Annotated in this window: 23 protein-coding genes and 1 other annotated feature; of the genes, 2 read left to right on the plus strand and 21 right to left on the minus strand. The window is 35.4% G+C overall.

Annotated features, from left to right (window positions below; genetic code table 11):
- Positions 1 to 395: 395 nt before the first annotated feature.
- The 17 genes from NCCP28_RS03825 to NCCP28_RS03905 form a co-directional block, all read right to left on the minus strand.
- Positions 396 to 1,457, minus strand: a complete 1,062-nt coding sequence (locus NCCP28_RS03825) for an AI-2E family transporter (protein WP_248560054.1) — start codon at positions 1,455 to 1,457, stop codon at positions 396 to 398.
- Between the two features lie 93 nt (positions 1,458 to 1,550).
- Positions 1,551 to 1,682: a DUF3918 family protein gene (locus tag NCCP28_RS03830; protein ID WP_248560055.1), complete on the minus strand. Its 132-nt coding sequence runs from the start codon at positions 1,680 to 1,682 to the stop codon at positions 1,551 to 1,553.
- 80 nt (positions 1,683 to 1,762) lie between these two features.
- On the minus strand, positions 1,763 to 1,954 hold the full coding sequence (locus NCCP28_RS03835; protein ID WP_101176395.1) for a hypothetical protein: 192 nt from the start codon (positions 1,952 to 1,954) through the stop codon (positions 1,763 to 1,765).
- Between the two features lie 355 nt (positions 1,955 to 2,309).
- A complete protein-coding gene (recD2, locus tag NCCP28_RS03840; RefSeq protein ID WP_248560056.1) occupies positions 2,310 to 4,745 on the minus strand; it encodes an SF1B family DNA helicase RecD2 in 2,436 nt (811 codons plus the stop codon).
- Between the two features lie 62 nt (positions 4,746 to 4,807).
- The gene (locus tag NCCP28_RS03845) at positions 4,808 to 5,458 is read right to left on the minus strand and encodes a tetratricopeptide repeat protein (RefSeq protein WP_248560057.1); all 651 of its coding nucleotides are present in this window, start codon (positions 5,456 to 5,458) and stop codon (positions 4,808 to 4,810) included.
- Between the two features lie 246 nt (positions 5,459 to 5,704).
- Positions 5,705 to 6,820, minus strand: a complete 1,116-nt coding sequence (gene mnmA, locus NCCP28_RS03850) for a tRNA 2-thiouridine(34) synthase MnmA (protein ID WP_248560058.1) — start codon at positions 6,818 to 6,820, stop codon at positions 5,705 to 5,707.
- A 75-nt stretch (positions 6,821 to 6,895) separates the two neighbouring features.
- The gene (locus NCCP28_RS03855) at positions 6,896 to 8,038 is read right to left on the minus strand and encodes a cysteine desulfurase family protein (protein ID WP_248560059.1); all 1,143 of its coding nucleotides are present in this window, start codon (positions 8,036 to 8,038) and stop codon (positions 6,896 to 6,898) included.
- A gap of 73 nt (positions 8,039 to 8,111) precedes the next feature.
- On the minus strand, positions 8,112 to 8,534 hold the full coding sequence (cymR, locus tag NCCP28_RS03860) for a cysteine metabolism transcriptional regulator CymR (protein ID WP_101176388.1): 423 nt from the start codon (positions 8,532 to 8,534) through the stop codon (positions 8,112 to 8,114).
- A 494-nt stretch (positions 8,535 to 9,028) separates the two neighbouring features.
- Positions 9,029 to 10,171 carry a M20 peptidase aminoacylase family protein gene (locus tag NCCP28_RS03865; protein ID WP_248560060.1) on the minus strand — a complete coding sequence of 381 codons (1,143 nt, stop codon included), beginning with the start codon at positions 10,169 to 10,171 and terminating at the stop codon, positions 9,029 to 9,031.
- 89 nt (positions 10,172 to 10,260) lie between these two features.
- Entirely contained in the window at positions 10,261 to 11,373 is a 1,113-nt protein-coding gene (menC, locus tag NCCP28_RS03870; RefSeq protein ID WP_248560061.1) for an o-succinylbenzoate synthase, read from the minus strand.
- Between the two features lie 174 nt (positions 11,374 to 11,547).
- Positions 11,548 to 12,840: a replication-associated recombination protein A gene (locus tag NCCP28_RS03875; RefSeq protein ID WP_248560062.1), complete on the minus strand. Its 1,293-nt coding sequence runs from the start codon at positions 12,838 to 12,840 to the stop codon at positions 11,548 to 11,550.
- Between the two features lie 396 nt (positions 12,841 to 13,236).
- Entirely contained in the window at positions 13,237 to 14,190 is a 954-nt protein-coding gene (locus NCCP28_RS03880; protein WP_248560063.1) for an ABC transporter permease, read from the minus strand.
- Complete coding sequence (locus NCCP28_RS03885; RefSeq protein WP_248560064.1) at positions 14,187 to 15,101, minus strand: ABC transporter ATP-binding protein; 915 nt, start codon at positions 15,099 to 15,101, stop codon at positions 14,187 to 14,189. The genes NCCP28_RS03880 and NCCP28_RS03885 overlap by 4 nt, the downstream gene beginning before the upstream one ends.
- Positions 15,102 to 15,121: 20 nt before the next feature.
- The gene (locus tag NCCP28_RS03890; RefSeq protein ID WP_248560065.1) at positions 15,122 to 15,826 is read right to left on the minus strand and encodes an ABC transporter ATP-binding protein; all 705 of its coding nucleotides are present in this window, start codon (positions 15,824 to 15,826) and stop codon (positions 15,122 to 15,124) included.
- Positions 15,813 to 16,202, minus strand: coding sequence for a GntR family transcriptional regulator (locus tag NCCP28_RS03895; RefSeq protein WP_248560066.1), 390 nt, complete (start codon positions 16,200 to 16,202; stop codon positions 15,813 to 15,815). The genes NCCP28_RS03890 and NCCP28_RS03895 overlap by 14 nt, the downstream gene beginning before the upstream one ends.
- A gap of 4 nt (positions 16,203 to 16,206) precedes the next feature.
- Positions 16,207 to 16,971 carry a hypothetical protein gene (locus NCCP28_RS03900; protein WP_248560067.1) on the minus strand — a complete coding sequence of 255 codons (765 nt, stop codon included), beginning with the start codon at positions 16,969 to 16,971 and terminating at the stop codon, positions 16,207 to 16,209.
- A gap of 184 nt (positions 16,972 to 17,155) precedes the next feature.
- Entirely contained in the window at positions 17,156 to 17,926 is a 771-nt protein-coding gene (locus tag NCCP28_RS03905) for a tRNA threonylcarbamoyladenosine dehydratase (RefSeq protein WP_248560068.1), read from the minus strand.
- A gap of 299 nt (positions 17,927 to 18,225) precedes the next feature.
- Here NCCP28_RS03905 and NCCP28_RS03910 point away from each other — a divergent pair, with 299 nt between their 5' ends.
- Positions 18,226 to 19,473, plus strand: a complete 1,248-nt coding sequence (locus tag NCCP28_RS03910) for a sensor histidine kinase (protein ID WP_248560069.1) — start codon at positions 18,226 to 18,228, stop codon at positions 19,471 to 19,473.
- Positions 19,474 to 19,536: 63 nt separating this feature from the next.
- Here the strand turns inward: NCCP28_RS03910 and aspS are convergent, their stop codons facing one another.
- The 3 genes from aspS to NCCP28_RS03925 all read right to left on the minus strand — a co-directional run bounded on the left by aspS (position 19,537) and on the right by NCCP28_RS03925 (position 23,334).
- Entirely contained in the window at positions 19,537 to 21,306 is a 1,770-nt protein-coding gene (aspS, locus tag NCCP28_RS03915) for an aspartate--tRNA ligase (RefSeq protein WP_248560070.1), read from the minus strand.
- A 92-nt stretch (positions 21,307 to 21,398) separates the two neighbouring features.
- Positions 21,399 to 22,673 (minus strand): histidine--tRNA ligase, encoded by a 1,275-nt coding sequence (hisS, locus tag NCCP28_RS03920; protein ID WP_248560071.1) that lies wholly within the window; start codon positions 22,671 to 22,673, stop codon positions 21,399 to 21,401.
- A gap of 187 nt (positions 22,674 to 22,860) precedes the next feature.
- Positions 22,861 to 23,093: a binding site (T-box leader), on the minus strand.
- Positions 23,094 to 23,157: 64 nt separating this feature from the next.
- Positions 23,158 to 23,334, minus strand: a complete 177-nt coding sequence (locus NCCP28_RS03925) for a YybS family protein (protein ID WP_248560072.1) — start codon at positions 23,332 to 23,334, stop codon at positions 23,158 to 23,160.
- 192 nt (positions 23,335 to 23,526) lie between these two features.
- On the opposite strand from NCCP28_RS03925, the gene NCCP28_RS03930 reads away from it, so the two are divergent.
- The gene (locus NCCP28_RS03930) at positions 23,527 to 24,885 is read left to right on the plus strand and encodes an N-acetylmuramoyl-L-alanine amidase family protein (protein ID WP_248560073.1); all 1,359 of its coding nucleotides are present in this window, start codon (positions 23,527 to 23,529) and stop codon (positions 24,883 to 24,885) included.
- A gap of 274 nt (positions 24,886 to 25,159) precedes the next feature.
- Here NCCP28_RS03930 and dtd read toward each other — a convergent pair whose 3' ends face one another.
- Complete coding sequence (gene dtd / locus NCCP28_RS03935) at positions 25,160 to 25,600, minus strand: D-aminoacyl-tRNA deacylase (protein WP_248560074.1); 441 nt, start codon at positions 25,598 to 25,600, stop codon at positions 25,160 to 25,162.
- Between the last annotated feature and the right edge of the window lie 4 nt (positions 25,601 to 25,604).

Raw genomic sequence — 25,604 nt, forward strand, 5'->3', positions numbered from 1 at the left:
TAAACATTTTTAATCTGCTTGAATGTCTTCATTTTTGACTTTGGCTGCACTCTGATATATTATGATATTTTTCAGCATAAAAAAAACTTCCATCCCTGGACAGGGACGAAAGTATGCTTTCGGTACCACCCTGATTACGGTAAAAACTCTACCATCTCTCATTAGTTCCTTAACGCGGAACTACGGCAGGGATTAGCTGCATTCAAGAACTAGCTTTCGATTATCCTTCACTTAGAATTCCTTGCAGCCTATGGAAATTCCTCTCTGCTATGCCCATGCATTAAGCGGACTATAACCTACTTCAATCTATCAACATTTTATCAAAATTTAATTCTACATTTCGCATTATACTGATTATTATGCAGTATTGTCAATATAGTATCATGTTAGACCATCTATGTCTTTTTTCCAAAGTGCTTGCGTAAATGAATAAGAGCTACTCTTAATATAGAAAGAACAGGAACAGCAATAATCATGCCGATCATTCCGCCGACTTCTCCTCCAAGCAGCAAAGCAAACATAATAAATAATGGGTGCATATGCATGCTTTTCCCTACAATAAATGGAGATAAAATATTTCCTTCTAAAAATTGCAGGACAATAATGATGATTGCTGTAATAAACAGCATTTTAACAGATATCGTGCTTGCAATGATAACAGCAGGCACCGCTCCAATTATTGGACCGAAATAGGGAATTACATTTGTAATGCCAATAATAATTCCTAAAACAAGAGGATATTTCATATGAAAAATCCAAAATAATAAGGTCGAAATAAACCCAATAATAAAACAGACCAATAATTGTCCTCTTATGTAGCTGCCTAAAGATAAATTGACATCTTTAAGAAATAAGGAACCACTATTACGCCATTTAGCAGGTGTTATAAATGCTGTTGCCTTTTTGACAGCATTTATATCTTTTAACATATAAAATGATATAAATGGGATAAGCATAATAATAAGGAAGGAATTTACAATGTCCATAGCCCCTTTAATCACTTTTGTTAATAGCCCATCCATTTTCACTTCAAAAGATTCAATGCCATGGTCTACCTTTTCTTGCATATTTTTGGGCCATTCCTTTGTTTTTTCTTGTATGTATTGTATCCAATCGCGATATTGATTAGAAAGTTCTGGAGCACTCTCTGTCAACTCTTCAAGCTGCTCGATAAACACAGGAATCCCTTTATAAAACCCATAGCCAATTCCTCCAAAAAATATAATATAAATAAGCGCAACAGCCAAACCGCGATGCAATCCTTTTTCATGGAGCCATTCAATGACAGGATGCAATAAATATGTAATAAATGCACCAATAATAAATGGAGAAATAACTTTTAGCAGTATATTTACAATTGGAAGCCAGATTGAAGATAATTTGACAAAGATAAAAAGGACAATAAATAATAATAAGGAAAAACCTAATCTATAATACCATTTAATCTGAATATCCATCTAATCCCCCCTCTCATATTTTGAGTAGAATAAGGAGATTTTATGCAAAAAGCAGGAGTACCTAAAAGGCATCCTACTTTCTTTTTAAACAATCTATAATGCTTTCATTACACGTTTTTGCAGTTTCTTCATTTGTTTATTGCTGATTATTTGATTTTTTTGCATATAGTTGTATACAGCAACACCAGCTCCAACTACTAGCACGGTATTTAATGTTTTGCCCATTTAAGTGCACCTCACCATCATTTATTCACGAAAGCTTAAGCAGTTTTCACTTTTTCCGAACTAAATGAACAGAAGCATACCTAAAGAATAAAACGGCGATCATCTTCTTCAAATAAATCATCAAGTGAACTTAAGCTTCCATCTTCTTCAACTTGATGTGTATGAATTACCCCTTTAACTAATGATAATTCAATAAAACAGCTCCAACAGTAATATTGATTAATGCCGATTTTTCCAATATCTTTGCTTTGGCAGTTTGGACAGATCATCATATGGAATGCACCCCATTTAAACAATTTATATGTGACGGGCACTTTGTTTGTCAGTTAAATAAAACAATTAAGTTCCCTAATTATCCCCATTCTGTCCAAATCCCTGCCTTTATATACCAGCACTTTCCATTTTCATTTAGGAGTCGGCATATTTTTTTTATGAAAAGCGTTTTGCAAAATTGGAATATCCCTGCAGTTTGATCAAGCTGAAGATACTATTAGTTTAAGTCTTCAAAAAAAAAACATGCACTGAAATCATTCCCATAATTAACAATTGGCGCTCGAAAAGGGCTGCCCTAAAATGAACAGCCCTTCTCATAATATGTGCCAACCTTCAAATGAAAAAAATTTATAGCTATATTATCGCTTCTTTTTCCATAAAATCATATGGAGTAATATTTTCCATGCCGATTAATGGATCTATTTCATTTATTCGATTGGTGTACAATAAAGAAATTTCTTCCTTACCTTTTTTCTCCATATTGGTTTCTATGGATGAGGCGTTGGAATCTGATAATATTTCTTTTAATTTCTTTTGCAATGTCGTTTGCCTTAACAATTCATCATTGCGCTTTACACCAATTTCCATTGCTTCCACTTCACCAAGCAAAATTAAAAATTGTTTGCTTCTTGTAATTCCTGTATAAATTAAATTTCTTCTCAACATACGGTAATAGCTTTTTACAATCGGCATAATAACAATTGGAAATTCGCTTCCTTGTGATTTATGGACAGAACAGCAAAAAGCATGGGTGATTTGATGCAAATCCTGTCTTGTATAGGTCGTTTCGATTCCATCAAAAGAAACAACAACCATATCTTGTTTTTCCGTATTTTCTTTTGCATAAAAGATGGAAATAATCTCTCCCATATCTCCATTATATACATGGTTTTCTGGCTGATTTACAAGCTGCAGCACTTTATCGCCAATTCGATATACAACCTCGCCAAACTTTAATTCTTTTCTTTTGCCATCTGGATTTGGATTTAATATTTCTTGCAAAATAACATTCATCCGATCAATCCCCGCAGGTCCACGGTACATGGGAGCCAACACTTGAATATCCATTGGTGCATAGCCTTTTTTCTTTGCATTAAGAACGACCTTTTTAATGGCTTCCCCAATTTGACCTTGTGTACATTTAATAAAAGAGCGGTCGCTTTGCTGCATAATAAGATTTTCCGGCAAACTTCCTTTTTTGATTTCATGAGCAAGTTCAATAATGGAAGAACCTTCTGCCTGACGGTAAATATCGGTTAGTCTTACTGTTGGAATACACTCGGAGGCAAGCAGATCTTTTAGAACTTGTCCTGGACCAACAGAAGGCAGCTGGTCTTCATCACCTACAAGAATTACTTGCATATGCTCAGGCACCGCCTTAAATAATTGATGGGCAAGCCAAATATCCACCATAGAAGTTTCATCTATAATTAAAATTTTCCCAGAAAGAGGATTATCCTCATCCCGATCAAACCCGCCAGAACCATTCCAGCCTAATAAGCGATGAATAGTCACAGCTGGGAGGCCTGTCGATTCTGTCATTCTTTTTGCAGCTCTACCCGTTGGTGCAGCCAGTACAAAGGGAAATACTTCATCTTTTTTATACATATTCGGATCTAATGAACATCCATGCAATTCTCCATAAAGTTCTACAATCCCTTTAATTACCGTTGTTTTCCCTGTTCCAGGACCTCCTGTTAACATCAGCATCGGTGACATTAAAGCTGTTTGAATTGCTTCTTTTTGTGATGGCGCATATTGTACACCAAGACGATCCTCCAAATCTCCTAATGCCAATAAAAATTCCGATTCAGGAAATTGGTCTTTATATTCTGTCTGATCAAGGATTCGTTTAATATTGCGGACAAGCCCTTTTTCGGAAAAATAGAGAGCAGGAAGATAAACTTTTTTATCTTCCCCAATTATTTTCCTATCTTCTTCTAATTGAATAATCTGCTCCGCAATGCTTGAAAACTCAATTTCTTCTTTTTTATTTTCTTCTAAAAGATTTTTCACCTTTTCAAGCAAAACCTGTACATCTAAATAAACATGACCTTCTTGCTGACTTGCCAACTCCAAAATATAAAAGCAGCCTGCCTTCAATCGATCTGGATGATTGCCTGTCAGTCCTAGTTGTGACCCCAAATCATCGGCTCTCCCAAAGCCAATTCCTTCTACATCTTCCACTAACTGATATGGATTATTTTGAATAATGTCCAAAGTAGTTTCTTTATAGGTTTGATATATTTTCATCGACAGCTGTGGACCAAATCCATATTGATTTAGTGCAATCATCGCCTGTTCTAGCCCCTGATGTTTCATTAAGGTATCATATACAGATTTAGCTTTGTCTGGAGGGAGTTTTGGCACTGTTTCAAGCAATGATGGCTTGCTTAAAATCCGTGATATCGAATTTTCTCCAAGGGTGTCTACAATGCTTTCTGCTGTTTTAACGCCAATCCCCTTAAATAAATCACTCGAAAGATACGTAATAATCCCCTGTTTTGTCTGAGGCATTTCTTTGCGAAAGGATGTGGCAGCAAATTGTTTGCCAAATTTCGGATGTTCTTTAAAGTCTCCAAAAAAACAGTATGTTTCCTGTTCATGAATTTTAGGCAAATACCCTGTAATGACAGCCTCTTTATCTTCATAATTAGCATTTGTTTCTTCCACCCTTATTCTCATGACCGTATACAAATTTTGTTCATTATGAAAAATCGTGACAAGATGATGTCCTTTTACATAGGTAGGCTCTTCTTTAAAAAGATCCAATGATTCTTGTTCTTTCAATCTTCTCCCTCCTTTCTATTCGATAATTTTAGATTCCTTCTATTTTGATCTATAAAACAAAGTTATTCTGCTTCGAGAATTTTTTTTCCGTATCCTGCAAGCATATGATCCGGCTGGATGGCTAATGCTTTATCAAACATTTCCATCGCACGCTCTCCTTGCTCTTTAAATCCATATGCAACACCTAAATTATAATAAGCATCTGCATGGAACTCATCTATTTGAACACAGCGATTAAACTGTTCGATTGCTTCATCGATGTATTCAGCTTGTGCAAGACATAGACCTAGCTGAAAATACGCCTCTGCATCCTGATCATTTAATTCTACCGCTCGTTGCAGATAAGGAATCGCAAATGTCGATTGTTCTAGCCCAACCAGTGTCAGTCCCAGCATAAAAAAAGTATCACTATTTTCCAAACCTTTATTAATAGCTGCTTCAAACATCTCTTTTGCTTCTATTAACTGTTCCTGCTCAAAATAAACATTTCCTGCACTATAATAAGCAGCAGCAGCATTTTCATCTATTTCTATTGCTTTTTTATAAAAAGTCAAGGCTCTTTCCTGATCTCCTAATGCAGATAATACATTTCCAAAATTAATGTAGGATATAGGATTATTAGGTTCCTTTTCAATTTCTTCCATAAATACTTTTGCTGCTTCTTCCCATTTTCCTTCTTGCATATATTGAATACCTAATTGATTATTTTCCACTTAAAACACTCCATTTCTATGTACAAAGTATAGCATATTTATTCTTTTGGCTATCTCTTTCGCCTCGTTATTCGCTTTATTGCAATGCATTGGCGAACTATTCAAAAACCATTTTATCATATCATCTACTATTAGCATCTTATACAAAAAAAAGAAACATTAAATGCCAGCCCATAATTTTCCTCAAAAGCAATTGCTTCTTGGAGTATAAACAAGGACTATCCTTTAATATTTCTTTAAAAATGTTTAGCCAACATATGTTAATCTGTCATTATTTTTAAACACTTGATCGATTGTTCCTCCACCTAAACATTCTTCGCCTTGATAAAACACTACAGCTTGTCCTGGAGTGACAGCGCGAATTGGCTCATCAAAAATTACTTTCACTTTTGTTTCATTCAATATCTCCACCTTTACTTTATTATCCGGCTGGCGATATCTGAATTTTGCTGTGCATGCAAAAGATGCAGGCATTTTCCCTTTGGAAACCCAACTGACATTAGTCGCAATAATACTATCTGAGTATAATTTATCGTGATGAAAACCTTGGTCAACGTATAATACATTTCGATTTAAGTCTTTACCTATTACAAACCAAGGATCACCGCTTCCGCCAATGCCAAGACCATGTCTTTGTCCAATTGTATAATACATTAATCCATCGTGCCGTCCTACTATTTTGCCATCAAAAGTTTCCATATTTCCTTTTTGTGCAGGCAAATAGCCACTTAGAAATTCTTTAAAATTGCGTTCACCGATAAAACATATGCCTGTGCTATCTTTTTTTGCTGCTGTTGCGAGATTTGCTTTTGCTGCCAATTCCCGAACCTTTGATTTTTCCATGCCTCCTATTGGAAACATCACTTTTTCCAGCTGTTCTTCCGTTAGTTGATTAAGAAAATATGTTTGATCTTTATTTTCATCTTTTCCGCGAAGCATGCGGACTTTGCCATTTTCTCTGACTACTTGCGCATAGTGCCCTGTTGCTAAATAATCGGCGCCTAGATTCATTGCATGCTCTAAAAATGCTTTAAATTTAATTTCTTTATTGCACATAACATCTGGATTTGGTGTTCTGCCCGCTTTATATTCCTCTAAAAAATACGTAAATACTTTATCCCAATATTGTTTTTCAAAGTTCACAGCATAATAGGGAATTTCTAATTGATTGCAAACACGTATAACATCCTCATAATCTTCTGTAGCAGTACAAACGCCAAATTCATCTGTATCATCCCAATTTTTCATAAAAATTCCAATTACATCATAACCTTGCTCTTTCAGCAATAATGCTGCGACAGAGGAATCTACTCCTCCTGACATGCCAACAACTACTCTTGTATCTTTTGGTGCTTTTTCCATTTGTTGTTTCCACCCCTATATCTTTTTCTGTCCTTCTATAGGGAAATTTACAGTCGAGTAATCAAGTGTTGCCTTTTATCTTGTTAATCTTTGTACTATTTTCCCTAATTCTTGACCTGCTTTTGTTATTTGGTCTACCGTATTATTTAAACCGAAACTAAAACGAATCGAGTTTTGTGTTCTTTCTGAATTTTCTCCAAACATGCTCACAAGTACATGTGATGGATCAATAGAACCTGCTGTACATGCAGAACCGCTTGATGCCGCAATTCCTGCTAAATCTAGATTCACTAGCATTGCTTCTACATTTGTTCCAGGAAAGCTTAAGTTTAAAACATGTGGTAGGGATTTATCAACTAATCCGTTTGGCACATATTCTATTTGTTGTTCGTCTAGCTGCTTGATGAGAATTTGTTTATATTGAGCAAACAATGCTCTTTTTTGCTCTCGTTCTGCCTCGGCAATTTCCACTGCTGTCTGAAACCCTGCTACTGCAGGAACATTTTCTGTTCCCGCTCTGCGTTTCCTTTCCTGTTCTCCCCCGTACAGACGAGGAGATAGGCTAATGCCATTTTCAATATATAAAAATCCAATTCCTTTTGGACCATTTATTTTATGGGAAGATACACTCAATAAATTAATATGCTGCTTTTTCACATCAATTTCTTCTAAACCATATGCTTGGACAGCATCTGTATGAAAAATGGCTTGATGATTTTTCAGCATTTCGCCAATTTCTTTAATTGGCTGCAAACTGCCTACTTCATTATTTCCATACATTATCGTAACAAGGATTGTATCTTCTCGTAATGCATGTGCAAAATCTTCCATATTAACTATTCCAAACTCATCAACAGGCAAGTACGTTACTTTATAGCCATTTTTCTCTAATTGTTCACATGCATGCAGCACAGCATGATGTTCAATTTGCGAAGTAATAATATGCTTTCCTTTATGCTTTAAGCTTTCAGCAACCCCGAAAATGGCATGATTATCTGCTTCCGTTCCGCCGCTTGTAAATACAATCTCTGTACTTTGAGCTCCAATGCTTTTGGCGAAAACATCTCTTGCTTTATCGACAATATTTCTTGCTTCCCGACCATATGAATGAATGCTCGACGGATTTCCAAAAACAGCGCTCATCACTTGATGCATTTTATCAATTACTTTTGGATGCATAGGGGCTGTTGCCGCATGATCCAGGTAAATTTTTCCCAATTCATTCACCTACTATATATAATTATACTTATATTTTGCATAAACAACCATAATGGTTTATTTTCTCCACTACTTAAATATAGAACATATAAGAATCTGGCATATTTCCATCTTCTTTATAATTCGCTAAATCCTTAATCGTTGTACCGTCTAATACATCTTTTACTGCATCTCTAATTTTCATCCATAGAGCTTTTTTTGCTGGTTCTTCATCCTCTAATCCTTCTACCGGACTAATAGGACCTTCTAATGTTCGAATAATGTCTCCAGCTGTGATTTTTTCCGGATCATCTCCTAAAACATATCCTCCATATGCCCCGCGTATGCTTCTGACAAAACCTGCATTTCGCAGTGGTGCAACCAATTGTTCTAAATAATGTTCAGATAAATTATTAGATTGCGCAATTGTTTTAAGTGAAATTGGTCCTTCTCCATGTTTTTTTGCAAGTTCCATCATGATGGTTAATCCGTAACGACCTTTTGTTGAGATTTTCATCACTATTCCTCCTTTATTTTCATTAAGTATATAAATATTTTCTATGAAATAGTAAATGCCGGCTGTAGATAAACATTTTCGATTTAGCCTGAAAGTCAGCATTTTTTATTTTGTCTACACACTCTATATTTATCTATAAACTAGTAAATGGCTCTATGTTTTTTTCCAATGCAGCTCCTGCTTATTTATCAACCGTTTTAATCTATTATGGCAAAGCGACACTAACAATTGGGATTTTGCTGCAAAAATTTTTTGTATAGCGAAAAGAGACAAACACGATTATACCATAATTCGACATTATCTGCGGTTTGCTTACCTGACAATAAAATATAAATTTTTCTCTTATAGTATTTCCAATCTATTTAATAGGATATCATATTTATATTATTATTGTCTTTTTAAGAGCATTCTTTTATGGAACACTTGCTTCAAATAAAACAAAGCTGTCATAAATAAGACAGCTCTTCTTGCTCTATGTATCATTTTCTTTTGCCTTATGGATTTTGGAGCAGCTTGCTTGTGGCAAGCACCATGACTTTAATGCCATTTAATAAACTGTCTAAATTAAAAGACATATTAGGGTGATGAAGACCTGGCTGCAAGTCGCTTCCTAACCCAATCATAGTAGCTTTCAGCTGTCTTTTATGGTGGTAATAAAAATGAAAGTCTTCTCCACCTGGCGTTATTGGTGGTGGGACTAGATTATCCTCTCCAAGCATTTCAACGATGCTTTCTGCTACAGTTTTCTCCATATCTGCATTAGGGTTTGCCGCTACCATTTCGGCAAGAATCTCCACCTCTACCTTTGCACCATTTGCTTCTCCCGCATTTATAATTGCCTTTTTCAGCTTTTGGAGCAGTTCCTGCATTGCTTCATTTGTTTGCGCCCTTATATCAATGCCGAATTCTCCATAATCAGGAATTATATTAAAGTTTTTCCCTCCTGCTTGTGCATATGTCATTTTAATGGTAGAAGGAACTGCTGGATTAAACGGAATCGACCGGATTGTTGTATTAATCAATGATAGGCTATCAATGACATTAACCCCTAAATGATGACGGGCAGCATGTGCTTGCACTCCAAATATTCTTCCTTTTAAAATAGTGGAAGCACCATGATAAATAGCAGCAGAACAATTTGGAAACCTCATTTCTTGAATAGGCCTTACATGAAGTCCTAGCAAGTAATCAATATCATCGATTACTCCCTTCCTCAATAAAGATAAAGCCCCTCCTCCAGTTTCTTCTGCAGGCTGAAAAATACTTTTAATCAGCCCTTTTGATTCCATGCCTAATTCTTTTAAACATTTTAATGCAAATATCAAAATCGTCATATGCCCATCATGGCCGCAAGAATGGTTTGCCTTCCAGGTGCCATTCACATTCTGCCATAATGCATCCATATCTGTTCTTAATCCAACAACAGGCCCTGCTTCTTTTTTGCCAAAATAGCCAATTACTCCCGTTTGATCAGAAAAACGAGTATATGGTATTTGCAGTTGTTTAAGCTGCTTGCATATAAAATCCGTTGTGTGTTTCTCTTCCCAGCTAATCTCCCCATTTTGGTGCAAATAATGATACATTTCTTTCACTTCTTTTTCATAGCTGTCCACTAAAGCATGTATTTTTGCTTGCATTATCCACCTCCTCCCTCTTTTTATATGGAACGGAAAAAGCACTAATTCATGCCGCTTTTTCTTAAAATCAATTTATCGCTAAACATCGGTTAATTTTTATATATTTTTCTGCTTATTCGATACTTTTTTACGTTTTGTTCCTTTAGTTCATAGCCAATTCCAGGAGCGGCTGGAACTTGTATCGTTCCTGGTTTTGATAGAACTACTTCTGGATAAATAATGTCTTCATGCCAATATCGGTTTGATGCAGATGTATCTCCTGCAATAGTAAAATTGGCTAGAGATGTGATTGCAATATTATGTGCACGGCCAATGCCCCCCTCTAACATTCCTCCACACCAAACTGGAATATTATTTTCTGCACATAAATCATGTATTTTTTTTGCTTCAGACAGTCCTCCTACCCTGCCGATTTTAATATTAATAACTTGGCAGCTTCCTAACTCGATTGCTTTGCGGGCATCTTCGCTTGAATTGATGCTTTCATCTAAACAAATAGGTGTTGTCAGCTGTTTTTGCAATTTCCCATGGTCCACAATATCATCAAACCCTAAAGGCTGTTCAATCATCAGCAATTTTAACGGATCTAGTTTTTGCAATTTATTTGTATCTTGTAAAGTATATGCTGAATTTGCATCAGCCATTAACGGAATATTATATCCAAATCGCTCTCTGATTTTTTGCAGTGGTTCTATATCATAATCCGGTTTAATCTTCACTTTAATTTTTTTATACCCTTCTTGCAGAAAATGTTCTACCTTTCCAAGAAGATCCTCTATCGACTTTTCAATGCCGATGCTGACTCCGACATCAATCTCTTTTCGGCTTCCGCCAAGAGCGTGTGCAAGGGATACGCCTTTTTGTTTACTGTACAGATCCCAAACTGCACCTTCTAACGCTGCTTTCGCCATATTGTTTCTGCGAATAGGGGCAAAAATAGTTGTTATATCATCTGGATGATTAATAGTATGGCGAAACAATAAGGGGATTAGAAATTGATCAAGCATATAGGAAATCGTTCCAGTGGTTTCTTCTGTATAAGTGGGATCTGGAAGCGCCACCGACTCTCCATAACCGATATATTCGCCACTATACATTTGAATAACAAGAAAATCTTTTTCAAGCATTCTGCCAAAACTTGTTTCAAATGGATGGACTAACGGCATTTTTATATGGTCGATAATTATTTTGTCTATTTTCATTCTTTTTCACCTCTATTAATTTTGTTTTGTGCTTCTCATTATTTCTTCCGGCATAATAAAATGGACCTGTCCTTTTAAGAGCAGCCCCATTTTTATTTAGCAGCATTTTATCATTCTCCGGCAGAAGACTCCCACTTCAAGCATGAGCTAAGTGGCGGGTAGTTCAAACTTAGATTATTCCTGTTTCCCTTGACGGAATCTTGCTAATTTTTCATAAATGGCCCCGAGTTTTTTTTCTTCTCCAGCTTCTATCGGCTCATAAAACTGTGTACCTGCTATATTTTCTGGTAAATACTGTTGATTTACCCAGCCCCCAAATGTACCGATTGGAAAATCATGGGGATAAATATAGCCAACATGTCCTAATGCTTTTGCTCCTTGATAGTGTCCATCCCTAAGATGCATGGGAATTTCCCCAACATGTCCTTCACGAATGGCGGCAATTGCTTTATCTAGTGCAAGATAAGCAGAATTTGATTTAGAAGATAAACACATTTCTACAACAGCTACAGCTAGCGGGATCCTTGCTTCTGGCAGTCCCAGTCTTTCGCTTGCCATAACCGCTGCTAAAATATTATTTCCTACAGAAGTATTGGCAAGACCAATATCTTCATAAGCGATTACTACTAATCGGCGGTTAAGTGCCACTAAATCTCCTGTTTCAATTAAATGGGCTAAATAATAAAGAGCCGCATCTACATCACTTCCTCTAATGCTTTTTTGCAAACAGGATAATAGATTATAAAAATGAGAGCCTTTTTTATCTCCATAGACTCCTACTTTATCAATCATTTGTTCCACTGTTTCATCTGTCACTATAAAAACTTCCCCTTTTTTATCAGAAGAATATACAATGGACTCAAGTAGGGTTAAAGATTTTCTCGCATCTCCATTTGTGCCTGCTGCAATACTTTTTATTTGCTTTTCCGTTATTTCTATGGAAAGATTACCCAGTCCTTTTTCTTTTTCTTTAATGGCACGATGCAGTAGCTCCTCTATATCTTGAGCTGTCAGCCGCTTCAGCTGCTTTATTTGTCCGCATCTGCTTCTAATCGCTGGATTTACGTCGTGAAAAGGGTTTTCCGTCGTAGCGCCTATCAATACAATATCTCCACGTTCTACATGTGGCAGCAAATAATCTTGCTGAGCTTTATTAAAACGATGGATTTCATCTAAAAATAAAATTACTTTTCCCGTTAATCTCGCTTCATCCACCACATGCTCTACATCTTTTTTGCCCGCGGTTGTTGCATTTAATGCAATAAAGGGCAGATTGGTTGTGCCTGCAATGGCAAACGCTATCGATGTTTTTCCAATCCCAGGTTCTCCGTACAGAAGCATTGATGGAACATGACCATTTTTAATCATTTTATATAAATTTGTTTGCTTTCCGATAACATCTTTTTGGCCAACGATTTCTTCAAGTATGGTCGGCCTCATTCGATAAGCAAGCGGCTCACCGTTCATTACTAACACCTTCTTATAACTTGCATCTTTTTTCTTATTATAACGCAGCAATAACAGAAAGGAAAAAAACAGGCATTCTAAATATATCCCCCTTTTTAGCAGTAAAAGGACCTTTTTTCATTAGGCTCTTTTATGGCTACTTCTCCGGCGGTCATTTTGTGGTTATTCGCTTCCTCTCCAAAATAAAAAGAAGGGGCTGTTAAACTATCCTGTTGATTTCCACTCCGCAAAGTGCCAAAATCCATCCTAAACAGTACCTAACTTTTTTTCAAATTACATACAAAAACACCGTCTTTTCTTGTAAAATAAATAGAAATCAAAAAAGAGGAAGAAAAACAACTTGTTTTTCTTCCTCTTTTTTGATTTTAGGACTTATTAGACAGCCCCGTCTATATCTTACGCAGCAACATCCCGTTTATTAAATACAAAAAACGCCAAAAGGTGGAACAGACAAAAATACAAAATCAGCATAATAATGGAAAAAGTTATCGTCATACCGCTCACCATTGGAACTCCATCAAAGTAGCGAAGTAAATCTGTATTGGCAAATAAAATATATTTCGCCCACTCAAATCTGCTTGCTAAAAGCATGGTTGCTGTTGATCCCATAAACATTAAGAAAATCGATACGCCAATAGCTAGGGAACTATTGCGGAAAACAGTTGAAATCATAAATGCCATCGTAGACAACATCAGCATACTTACTGAATTAAATCCATAATAGACAATAAGATGAACAATCATGCTTTGCTCTTTCACCACTCCATTATAATAGGTTAAATAGGGATAACTTTCTTCTGGTAATCCAAATAAGATAGCTCCTAGCATAAAGGAAAATAGAAATAAGACAATTAATAGAAGCAAACCAAAAGCAATGATCATGATATACTTTGATAATAAAATTTTTGTTCTGCTGATTGGTCTAATAAGAAGCAATTTAACAGTGCCCCAGTTAAATTCATTTGCAACAATTCCTGCGGCAATAATAATGGTAAAAAGTGCGGCAAGAGAAATAAGCTGAGAACTGTCTGAGACAAAATCCCATGCCGAATAATCAGTATTTGTGGAAATATCGTGTTTGATCCGATACTCATTTAAGGCAATTTGCTGCTTATAATAATTAACGGATTCTTTCGGAAGCGCCTCATCCTTTAGCTGTTCTTTGTATCCTTTATTTTCTAATTCAAGACCATGTTTCCAGTTCTCATTATTAGGGACCGTTAAACCATACTCCTGATATTTTGTAAATATGCCGATTGCTGCAACTGCTAATAGGATTATGCCGATCATCACAATGGTTGCAGGCCGTCTCCAAATTTTCATCCATTCATTTCTGACAAGTGCAATCATTCCCCTTCCTCCCCTCTAGTTACTTCTAAAAAACGATCTTCTAATGTTTTGGATATTTTTTTTATTCCATAAATATCAATTTCACCTTCAACAAACTTGCGAATTATTGCTGGTATATCTTCTTTTGAAAAAGTTCCTTCAATATATAAATCATTAATGGCCGCTTTTGATTGAGGAAAATATTTCTGAATGAGCTTTAGTGCCTCCTCTTTTCGATTCACCTCTATCTCATATATTTTTTCCGTGTTGCCGACAAAGTCTTTTACTAATTGTACGTCGACCAATTTTCCGCCTTGAATAATGCCGATGCGGTCACACATCATTTCCATTTCAGATAGTAAATGGCTAGAAACAATAACTGCCATATTGCGATTTCTTGCAAGCATCCGCAAATGATCACGAATTTCTCGAATGCCCGCAGGATCTAATCCGTTTGTCGGCTCATCTAAAATCAAAACTTTTGGATCATGAAGCAAACTTTGCGCGAGTCCCAAACGCTGTCTCATCCCTAGAGAATAGGTGCGGACCTTATCATGGATTCGGTCAGTTAAGCCAACAAGCTCCACCACTTCCATTATTTTTTCTTTTGTTATGCCCTTCATCATGCGAGCATAATGAAGCAAATTATGATAACCGCTTAAAAATTTATACATTTCTGGATTTTCAACAATTGCTCCAATATGCTGGACTGCTTTCTCAAAGTTTTTCTTTACACTCTGCTGGCATATATAAATATCTCCATCACTAATATCGATTAATCCTACCATCATTCGAATAGTTGTGGTTTTTCCCGCTCCATTTGGCCCAAGAAAACCAAATACTTCCCCTTCTTCCACATTAAAACTTAAGGAATCAATTATCTTTTTTCCTTTTATTACCTTTGATACATTTTTTATTTCTACCAAACTCAAATGACTCACTCCTCCTTTTTTTACTTTACAGATGGACTATTTAAGTTTGCTTTCATCCATTCTAAAACAGATTGACCCTTTTCTTCCCGTAATTGATCGACATTATACGATGCGACAATTTGGCCATTGCTTATCGCAATGACTTCATCTAAAATAGGTTCAATTTCCGCTATTTCATGTGTGGCAATAATAACTGTTTGTTTTTCAAAATCAATAAATGTTAATAAGCTCTTGACAATCGATTCCCTCACCATGGGATCTAATCCAGAAAATGGTTCATCCATTAATAATATAGGCACATCTCTGCTTAAACTAAGAATAAATTTTAATCGGCCTCTATTGCCTTTTGATAAGGTTCTTATTTTTTTTGCACCATCAAGCTTCATAAATTCTAGCAGCTGTTCGGCTTTATTTATTTGAAAATCTAAAAATTGCGAGGCCGAATAATTAATCATTTCCCTTACAGTAAAACCTTCATAAAACAGATCTAATTCTGTTAAATAAGAAACTTTTTCTGCTATTTTTCGGTTTGTTTGTTTATTCATTACAAACACATTTCCATTGCTAGGATGTACAAGACCTGCTATCATCTTTAAAAAGGTTGATTTTCCGCTGCCGTTTGCACCAATTAGGCCATAAATCTTCCCTTTTTTTAATGTTAAATTCATATTGCTTAATGCCGATTCTCTGCCATATTTTTTCGTTGCATTTTCAAATCGTATCATTATACCCCTCCTTTCTTTTCTTTAAATAGCTGTTTAATTTTTCTGCCATCTCTTCTTCTGCTATTCCTAATTCTTGCATATTGCCAATAAACAGCTCCATTGTTTCTATCTGCAATTTTTTGACCATTGCTTCTAAGATAAATTGATCTTCTGTAATAAAAGTTCCTTGCCCTCTTTTTGTTTCTACCATCTGCATCCTCTCCAATTCTCCATATGTTCTTTGGATAGTGTTTGGATTAACCCCTAATGTAATAGCCATTTCTCTTACAGAGGGGAGCTTTTCACCGGCAGTTCTTTCTAGTCGAGCAATTTCCAGCAATATTTTATGGACAATCTGCATATATATTGGTTTGGATGCTTCAAATTCAGCTGCCATTTTACTACACCTCCACTTTATTATCCAACAACCAGGAAGAGAGGATAAAGAGAACAATCACTGTACAGAGATATCCAGCTATAGTAAATAAAGATATGTCTGCTACTTCAAAGCCTGCTTGAAATGATGCAGCATCTCCTTTTATGTTAAATCCATTTCTTGTATGAATAGTTCCCATCTTTTTTAATGATTTAATAAGAGGCAGTTTGTTTAATAGATCCACTGCAAAACTCCAACCGCTCCATATAATTACCAGGATAACCCATCTTATACTTTTCAAACGAGGATAACTTGCCAAACTATAATAGACAGTCCAGTAGAAAATGACCCAAAAGCTAATATACAATCCAATAAATGTTATGGCTATAGCTAAAGAAATTAACTCTCCTGCATTAAAAAAAGAAATAATATTATCTGAAAACATAATGAGAATTCCCGCTAAAGCAGTTGTAAAAAGAGTCAAAATAACATGATAGATACTGCTTGCAATAATTTTTGATAAGAGGAGCTTTAAGCTGCTGGCAGGATTATGGAGCCACAATTGTGTTTTGCCCTCTATATTTAATGACTGAAAAACTGCGGCTGGCAAACAAAACATTTGAACAATAACTAAAGCTATAGAAATCGCTGTCAACGCATCCATTTTGCCATAATATCCTGAAAAACCAGAACCGACAATTAGACTGACAAGAATAATAACTAATGTCTTATAAAAAAAGGGCAAAGAAATTTTTAAATCCTTTTTTAATAAGCCGATAAATAATATCATACATATCCCTCCATTCCTTAATGTATCAGTGTACTATTAAAACAGTACACTAATACATTAATATGCGTCAATAGGCAAACTTTCCTTTTTAGCATATTCCATTTGAGCTGATCTCTAATAATTTGAAAATCCCTTTATTAAAAGAAAAAAGATGCCCTCTTATTGTTAGGGCATCTTTTTTCTTTTATTTTTTTTCATCCTTTACACGGACAATTTTAATATCTCTAAGCAACTCTTTTACAACATGGCTTGCCATAATTAATCCTGCTACAGAAGGCACAAATGCATTAGAAGATGGCGGCATTTTTGCTTTGCGAATTGGTGCATCTTCTTTGCCGACTACTTTTACCACATCTTCTCTAATTACAATCGGACTTTCATCAGAAAATACAACTGTGATTCCTTTACGAATTCCTTCTTTGCGAAGTCGTGTGCGAATCACTTTTGCAATAGGATCTGTATGTGTTTTGCTGATATCAGCAATTTGGAAACGTGTTGGATCCATTTTATTAGCAGCTCCCATACTAGAAATAATGGGAATATTTCTCGTTAAGCATTCTTTCATTAAATGAATTTTATAGCTGATTGTATCCGATGCATCTACTACATAATCTAAACCATATTCAAAAATTTCTTCATATGTTTCTTCTGTGTAAAACATTTTTAATGCAACTACTTCACATTCTGGATTGATGTCTGCGATTCTTTCTGCCATAATTTCTACTTTAGGACGCCCGACTGTTGATAATAATGCGATGACTTGACGGTTTACATTTGTTATATCCACATCATCTTTATCAATTAAAATCAATTTTCCTACACCTGATCTAGCAAGTGCTTCCGCTGCAAAAGAACCTACACCGCCTATGCCTAAAACAGCTGCCGTACTGTTTTTTAATATATTTAATCCTTCTTTGCCAATCGCCAATTCATTTCTAGAAAATTGATGCAACATGTATATTTCAACTCCATCTTTTTTTATTCACAAGTAGTGGAATAATCTAGCTACTATTTGCATTATTATTTTGCAATCTTTTAAATCAATCATTATTAGTATTCCTAATTAACAACGCTATGTAAACTGCTTTTCTTGACTTTTTAAGCGTAAGTATTCCATTTTGTAATATAACATAATTTGCCGAAAGGAACTAGTTATAGAAGATATCCTTGCCTTTTTATTTAAATTTTTATTTTCATTTTTGGCATTATCATATATTGTATTGATTAGTGGATATCTTAGGAGGAACTATTATTATGTTTGGCATACAAGAACTACTGTTAAATGTACTAGCATTAATTGTTTTTATTTTGTTTATTCCTTTGATTATTGTATTAAAATGTAACAATGATTCTCATATAAATCTTTTGAAATTCATTTCTTTTTCCTTGGCGATTATTAGCTGCATTAGCTTTCCCTTTACTTTAACAAACGGATTTATATTTGATTTGCGATTAATTGCACTCGTTATAGGTTTTTTATACGGCGGAGTAAAAAATGGGCTGCTTTTAATAGGCGTTACCGTGCTTTATCGTTTATGTTTTGGGGGAATTGGTATAATTGGAACGATAATCACTGTTGTCGCCACACTTATTTTGACGTTTCCTTTTATAAAAAAATTCAATAATTTTACCAAAAGGAAACGTATGTTAACAGCTAGTTTAGTGGCATTACTAAATTCTAGCATTTCTGTTATTATAGCTCTTGCTATTTTTTCTGTTGATTTTGAACCATTGCTTATTTTTTATTATTTAGTGATTACAGCAATATCTTGTCCATGCATTGTTTATATTTATGAAACCTTCCATGAAAGCATCTATATTAGACAAAAAATTATTAAAACAGAAAAAATGGAAATGGTCAGTCATCTTGCTTCTTCTATTTCTCATGAAGTGCGCAATCCATTAGCTGTGGTAAAAGGGTTTTTGCAATTGATGGAAGATGTCGACTTAGAAGAAAAAAAACGAAAGAATTTCCTGCAAATATCAATTAATGAGATTAATCGTGCAGATACCATTATTCGCAACTATTTAACATTTGCCAAACCATCCCCTGAAAATATTGAAATTCTTGATATAAGAGATGAACTTGGCAAAACGATTGATATGATTACACCCCTTGCCAATATGAATAGCATTATCATCGATACTGCCATTAAACCTTTTTTTATAAAAGGAGAGTCGCAGCTATTGCAGCAATGTTTATTAAATATTTGCAAAAACTGTATTGAAGCAATGCCAAACAATGGTACTTTAACTATCGAAACAGCATCAGAAAACAACAATCTTCATTTGACCATTGCTGATACAGGAACAGGCATGACAAAAGAACAGCTTGCAAGAATTGGAGAACCCTATTTTACAACAAAAGGGCGAGAAGGAACTGGATTAGGAATGATGGCCGCCATGCAAATTATCAGCAGTCTGCAGGGAAAAATTCATATTTCAAGCACTTTAAATAAAGGAACAAAATTTTTAATTATTTTGCCTTTGCTAAATAAATAAAAGCAGTTTATTGAGATATTCAATAAACTGCTTTTTTATTCCCATTCAATTGAATCATTTTCCTTATTTGCTTAAATTCAAAGCAAGATGCAAATCAGCTAATTGCACTTCACTAACTTCGCTTGGAGCATTTGTTAACAGGCAACTTGCACTTGCTGTTTTCGGGAATGCTATTGTATCACGAAGATTTGTTCTTCCAGAAAGAAGCATGATCAGTCGGTCTAACCCTAGAGCAATTCCACCATGCGGGGGAGTCCCATATTCAAAAGCATCTAAAAGGAAACCAAACTGTTCATATGCTTCCTCTTTAGTGAAACCTAACTTTTCAAACATTTTCTCTTGAATATCTTTTTCAAAAATACGCAGTGATCCTCCGCCTAGTTCATATCCATTTAAAACAATATCATATGCTTGAGCTTTTACTTGTTTAGGATTTGTATCCAATAATTCTAAATCTTCTCTTTGCGGCATAGTGAACGGATGATGCGCAGCATAGAAGCGGCCTTCTTCTTCATCAAACTCAAATAGTGGCCAGTCTGTTACCCATAGGAAGTTGAATTTTGTTTCATCAATTAACCCTAATTCTTTTGCAAGTTTTAAACGAAGCGCCCCTAAAGCATCTGCTACAACATTTGTTTTGTCAGCAACAAATAGCAATAAATCTCCGCTTTCAATCGCAAGAGCGGATTCCAAACCTTTTTGTTCTTCTTCAGAAATAAATTTCGCAATCGGTCCTTTAAGTCCATCTTCTTCTGCTTTCAGCCATGCTAAACCTTTTGCTCCATATACCTTAACAAATTCAGTTAATGCATCAATGTCTTTGCGTGAATATTTATCGCTTCCTTGTTTCACATTAATCGCTTTTACTTGCCCGCCAGTTTCTACTGCTTGTGCAAAAACTTTAAAGCTTGAATCTTTTACTATTTCAGAAAGATTTACAAGTTCCATATCAAAACGAGTATCTGGTTTATCTGAACCATATCTTGACATTGCTTCATCATATGGCATTCTAGCAATCGGCAAAGAAATTTCAATGCCTTTTACTTCTTTCATGATTTTTGACATCATCTGTTCCATCATGCCCATAATATCTTCTTGACTCATAAAACTTGTTTCAATATCAAGTTGGGTAAATTCCGGTTGGCGGTCTGCACGTAAATCTTCATCGCGGAAACAGCGTGCAATTTGATAATAGCGCTCCACTCCGCTTACCATTAATAATTGCTTAAAAATTTGCGGCGACTGTGGCAGTGCATAAAATTCTCCTTCATGAACACGGCTTGGCACTAAATAATCTCTAGCACCTTCTGGAGTGCTTTTTGTTAAAATAGGTGTTTCAATATCTAAAAACCCTTCAGCATCTAAAAAGTCTCTCATCACTTTTGTTACTTGATGACGCATTTTAAATGTTTCGAACATAACTGGTCTTCTTAAATCCAAATAGCGATATTTTAAGCGTACATCTTCTGCTACTTCTGTTTTATCCTCAATTGTAAAAGGAGGTGTTTTCGATTCATTTAGAATCGTAATACTGTCGACGATTACTTCGACTTTACCAGTTTTTAAATTATCATTAACCGTGCCCTCTTGTCGTGCCACTACTGTTCCTTTTATATCAAGCACATATTCATTGCGGACCTTTTCAGCAATAGCTAATGCTTCTTTATTTGCTTCTGGATTAAACACAATTTGTATAATTCCAGTACGGTCTCTTAAATCAATGAATATTAGCCCTCCAAGATCGCGTCTTCTTTGTACCCAACCTTTTAAGACAACTTTTTCTCCAATAGCGGCTTCTGTTACTTCCCCGCAAAAATAGGTTCTACCAAACATGCTGTATATCCTCCTAGTATGATATCTATTGCTTTCTCCCATCTACATAAGTGAACCAAATAAAAAATATGTCTATCTCTTTGTTCCTTTGTTTAATAGGCTGCAAAATCTTTTAAAACAGCTACAAGCTCAGACAATTCTATTTCTTTCTGTTCGCCATTTTCCAAGGATTTTACATTAATTTTATTATTTTTTAATTCATCTTCTCCAAGTACAGCTACATATTTAGCCTGAAGACGATCTGCCGCTTTAAACTGCCCTTTAATTTTGCGGTCCAAATAATCTCTTTCTGCCGACAATCCTGCCTGTCTTAATGTATGCAATAGACCAACCGTATAATCTTTTGCTGCATCTCCCAAGGATACTAAATAGCAATCAATCGTTTTTTCAATAGGCAACTCAATCTTTTCTGCTTTTAATGCAGAAAGAAGCCTTTCGATGCTCATCGCAAATCCAATGCCAGGAGCTTCTGGGCCGCCTAATTCTTCAGTTAAGCCATTGTATCTGCCGCCGCCGCATAATGTAGTGATGGCCCCAAACCCTTCTGCTTCGCTCATAATTTCAAAAGCAGTATGCTTATAATAATCCAGCCCTCTAACCAGATTAGAATCGACTTCAAAAGGAATATTCAATGCTGTTAAATATGCTTTTACTTTCTCAAAGTACTGGCTTGATTCCTCATTTAAATACTCTAGAATTGATGGAGCATTTTGCATTAGTGGATGCTTCCGATCTTTTTTGCAATCCAAAATTCTCATTGGATTTTTCTCTAAACGATTTTGGCAATCATGGCAAAACTCGCTGATATTTGGAGCAAAATGCTCTATTAAAGCTTCTCGGTGTGCCACACGGCTTTTTGCATCCCCTAAGCTATTAATAACAACTTTTAATTTAGATAATCCAAAGCTTTCATATGCTGTGTATGCTAACGCAATCACTTCTGCATCAATTGCCGGATCATTGCTTCCGATCGCTTCTACGCCAAATTGCACAAATTGGCGAAACCTTCCTGCTTGTGGACGTTCATAGCGGAACATCGGTCCTAAATAATATAATTTAATAGGCTGTGATGCAGCTCCGTGCATTTTATGTTCCACAAACGAACGCACAACAGATGCCGTACCTTCAGGCCTTAAAGTAAGGCTTCTTTTTCCTCTATCTTCAAATGTATACATTTCTTTTGTCACAATATCGGTTGTATCTCCAACACTTCTTAAAAAAAGATCCGTATGTTCAAAAATCGGGGTGCGAATTTCATTATATTGAAATTTGTCGCAAATTTCTTTTAGTTTCTTTTCAATATACTGCCATTTTTCTACCTCGCCTGGAAGTATATCCTGCGTACCTCTAGGTATATTAATCTGCATAATATGTATCCTCCTATATAAACACACCTTAAAAATGGGCTCTGTTAAAATTTGCTGTTGATTTCCGCTTCAATCAGCTATCCTGCAAAAATCAACATTTAGCTTTAACACAGCCAAAAAATAAAGTTTTTTGCTGCTGAATGATGTTTTATACAACAAAAAACCCTCGTCCCTTGCATCACTGAATACAAGGGACGAGAGTTATTATCCCGTGGTACCACCCTAATTGAAGATAAAATCTTCCACTTTACAGTTAACGCCTGCTAACGTTTCATTCCTACTCGTTCATATTATGAACATTCAGAAGAAAACCTAAAGAGTGTTCTTTCATTAAGTCATCATGCAGAAATGCTTTCAGCCTAAGGCACCTCTTCTCTATTCATGTGTTTCTTAATTACTTTTCTCCATCATTGGTTATTTCTACATATTTAATCCATTATTTATTTAATAATAAAGAGGAACTATTTTATTGTCAATAACTTATTCAATTTCTTTCTAATTGTTTTTTAAGCTGTTTTACTTCACCAACAGACAAGCCAAATTCTGCTGCTAATTCCAGTACATTATTACGAGATTCCTTTTCAATAAAATCATGAAAATTAACGCCTAATAATTTTGAACCAATTGTGCCTGCAGACAAATTTTTTTCTCCAAATCTCATGATAATCACCCTTTATTCTTATTCTTTCTATCTATTCTCCCCCAAGTTTTCAAAAAAATATCACGTAATCGCTATTTTATTGTCTAAATTTGAAGTTAATGCAAGAATTTTTTTTGAAGGAATTACAGACTTTCTAAAAGAAATCATTAAAGCAAAGAAATTTTAAAATAAATAAGGGAGGGTTCTAGTCATTTGAGCAAAACAGGAATGATCCTTCTTGCTTTTTTTGTTTCTTTTTTGTTTATTTCATTACAAGAAATAAAAGCAGAAAACAGTGAAAATGCCATATCAGCCGTTGTTGTTAATATAAGAGAAAGTCCTAGTTTAGACGCTCTTGTAACAGATCAAATGGAAATAAGTAAAGAATATCCGATTATTAGCACCCAAGGAGATTGGGTGGAACTTCAATTGCCTGGAGGAAAATCTGGTTGGGTTGCCAGTTATCTGGTCATAAAAAAGGAAAAAAGAACAGAAGAAACAAACGGAGATAGTTATACAGACGAGCATCGTTCTTCTGCCACTATTGCAAGTGTCTTAGAAGATGCCATTAATGTTCGTCTAGAACCTACAACATCTTCTGCCATTATTGGAAAACTGGCAAAAGATACGCAAATCCATATCGTCGGAGAACAGGGAGAGTGGACAGAAATCCAATACTCTGGCAATAAAGGCTGGATAAAAAGTTCGTTTTTACAGCATAAAAAAGATAGCAGCACCGATGAAGCAAAAAATGCAGCAAAAGCGGCTGAAGACAGCAAAAGAATCACTATCTTGTATAATCGAACAAATATAAGAAGCAATGCGACCGTTAACTCTACTATTGTTTCCATTGCAAATGAAGGGGATAGCTTTTCTGTCATCAAAGAGATTGGGGATTGGTATAAAATTCAATTGGAAAATGGAAAAGAAGGCTATGTAGCTAATTGGATTGTCGATGCTCCTTCCATAACAAAAGATGCAGAATCCCCCCCTCTGACTGGGAGCAAAAAAACAACAAAAAAAGGGAACAAAAAAGACTTAAAGGGAAAAGTGATCGTCATTGACCCTGGGCATGGAGGAAAAGATAGTGGAACGATTGGATATTTAGGTACATTAGAAAAAAACCTAACCAATCGCACAGCTAATTTATTGGCAAAAAAATTAATGAGTGCTGGCAGCAAAGTTATTCTGACAAGAACGGATGACACATTCCTTTCATTGGAAAAAAGAGTGGATATCAGCAGCCAATATGATGCCGATGCCTTTGTGAGCATTCATTATGATAGTGTAAAAAATCATAATATTATGGGGATGACCAGCTATTACTATACTTCTCGGCAAAAGGAATTAGCGAATGAGCTGCATGCAGAATTAATCGAAGCAACCAATATGATAGACCGTGGCGTCAGAAAAAATGATTATTTTGTCCTTAGAGAAAATAGCCAGCCTGCAACCCTTTTAGAATTAGGCTATTTAAGCAATCCAAAAGAAGAGAAGTTTGTTTCTACCAATAAATATCAAGAAACTGTATCTTCTGCTATCTATCAGGGCTTAGCTAACTATTTTAAATAAAGTGAAACTCCAATCAGCGAAGGTTTACTCCATCTCCTGCTGATTTGATTGTTAGTTGAGGTGATTTCACAGACTAAGGAAACAAATCCTTAGTCTATGCACTTTTTATCAGACTTTTGCTCAGCTAGATTTCCTATTTTCTCTTATCGGAGCAAAAGTTCTGTTAATTCGCAATAAAATTTTATTTTATTGACAAAAAGATTTACTCACCAATAAATTAAAAAACGTCTATGAAACAAGTTATCGTCCTCATAACTTGTCTCATAAAACGTTTTTATTTACTCTCTAATATTAATGTCACAGGTCCATCATTTATCAAGGAAACATCCATCATACTGCCAAATATTCCTGTTTCGACAACAAGGCCTTTCGCTTTTAAACAATCGTTAAACGCTTCGTACAGCCTTTCAGCAGTAGCTGGTTTTGCCGCATTCATAAAATTTGGTCTTCTTCCTTTACGGGTATCTCCATATAATGTAAATTGAGATACAGATAAAATGGATCCTTTCACATCTAATATGCTTGTATTCATTTTACCTGCTTCATCTTCAAATACACGTAAATGCGCAACTTTATCTGCTAAATATTCAGCATCTTCTATTGAATCATCATGTGCAATGCCGATGAGAAGCACAAACCCTTTATCAATTCTTCCGACGATATTCCCATCTACTTCTACTTTTGCTTTTTTTGCCCTTTGCAATACAATTCGCACTTTT

It is taken from the genome of Niallia sp. NCCP-28 (genome assembly GCF_023168165.1).
Taxonomy (GTDB): Bacteria; Bacillota; Bacilli; order Bacillales; family Cytobacillaceae; genus Niallia.

Bases quoted from the DNA above. Each gene is read 5' to 3' on its own strand.
- NCCP28_RS03880 (WP_248560063.1), bottom strand. From the start codon at position 14,190: ATGATTGCACTTGTCAGAAATGAATGGATGAAAATTTGGAGACGGCCT.
- NCCP28_RS03890 (WP_248560065.1), bottom strand. From the start codon at position 15,826: ATGATACGATTTGAAAATGCAACGAAAAAATATGGCAGAGAATCGGCA.
- NCCP28_RS03865 (WP_248560060.1), bottom strand. From the start codon at position 10,171: ATGCAAGCAAAAATACATGCTTTAGTGGACAGCTATGAAAAAGAAGTG.
- NCCP28_RS03900 (WP_248560067.1), bottom strand. From the start codon at position 16,971: ATGATATTATTTATCGGCTTATTAAAAAAGGATTTAAAAATTTCTTTG.
- NCCP28_RS03925 (WP_248560072.1), bottom strand. From the start codon at position 23,334: ATGAGATTTGGAGAAAAAAATTTGTCTGCAGGCACAATTGGTTCAAAA.
- hisS (WP_248560071.1), bottom strand. From the start codon at position 22,673: ATGCAGATTAATATACCTAGAGGTACGCAGGATATACTTCCAGGCGAG.
- NCCP28_RS03905 (WP_248560068.1), bottom strand. From the start codon at position 17,926: ATGTTGCATCAATTTTCTAGAAATGAATTGGCGATTGGCAAAGAAGGA.
- NCCP28_RS03875 (WP_248560062.1), bottom strand. From the start codon at position 12,840: ATGAACGGTGAGCCGCTTGCTTATCGAATGAGGCCGACCATACTTGAA.
- aspS (WP_248560070.1), bottom strand. From the start codon at position 21,306: ATGTTTGGTAGAACCTATTTTTGCGGGGAAGTAACAGAAGCCGCTATT.
- mnmA (WP_248560058.1), bottom strand. From the start codon at position 6,820: ATGGAAAAAGCACCAAAAGATACAAGAGTAGTTGTTGGCATGTCAGGA.
- NCCP28_RS03895 (WP_248560066.1), bottom strand. From the start codon at position 16,202: ATGGCAGCTGAATTTGAAGCATCCAAACCAATATATATGCAGATTGTC.
- menC (WP_248560061.1), bottom strand. From the start codon at position 11,373: ATGAAAATAGACAAAATAATTATCGACCATATAAAAATGCCGTTAGTC.
- NCCP28_RS03910 (WP_248560069.1), top strand. From the start codon at position 18,226: ATGTTTGGCATACAAGAACTACTGTTAAATGTACTAGCATTAATTGTT.
- cymR (WP_101176388.1), bottom strand. From the start codon at position 8,534: ATGAAAATCTCAACAAAAGGTCGTTACGGATTAACCATCATGATGGAA.
- NCCP28_RS03830 (WP_248560055.1), bottom strand. From the start codon at position 1,682: ATGGGCAAAACATTAAATACCGTGCTAGTAGTTGGAGCTGGTGTTGCT.
- NCCP28_RS03835 (WP_101176395.1), bottom strand. From the start codon at position 1,954: ATGATGATCTGTCCAAACTGCCAAAGCAAAGATATTGGAAAAATCGGC.
- NCCP28_RS03825 (WP_248560054.1), bottom strand. From the start codon at position 1,457: ATGGATATTCAGATTAAATGGTATTATAGATTAGGTTTTTCCTTATTA.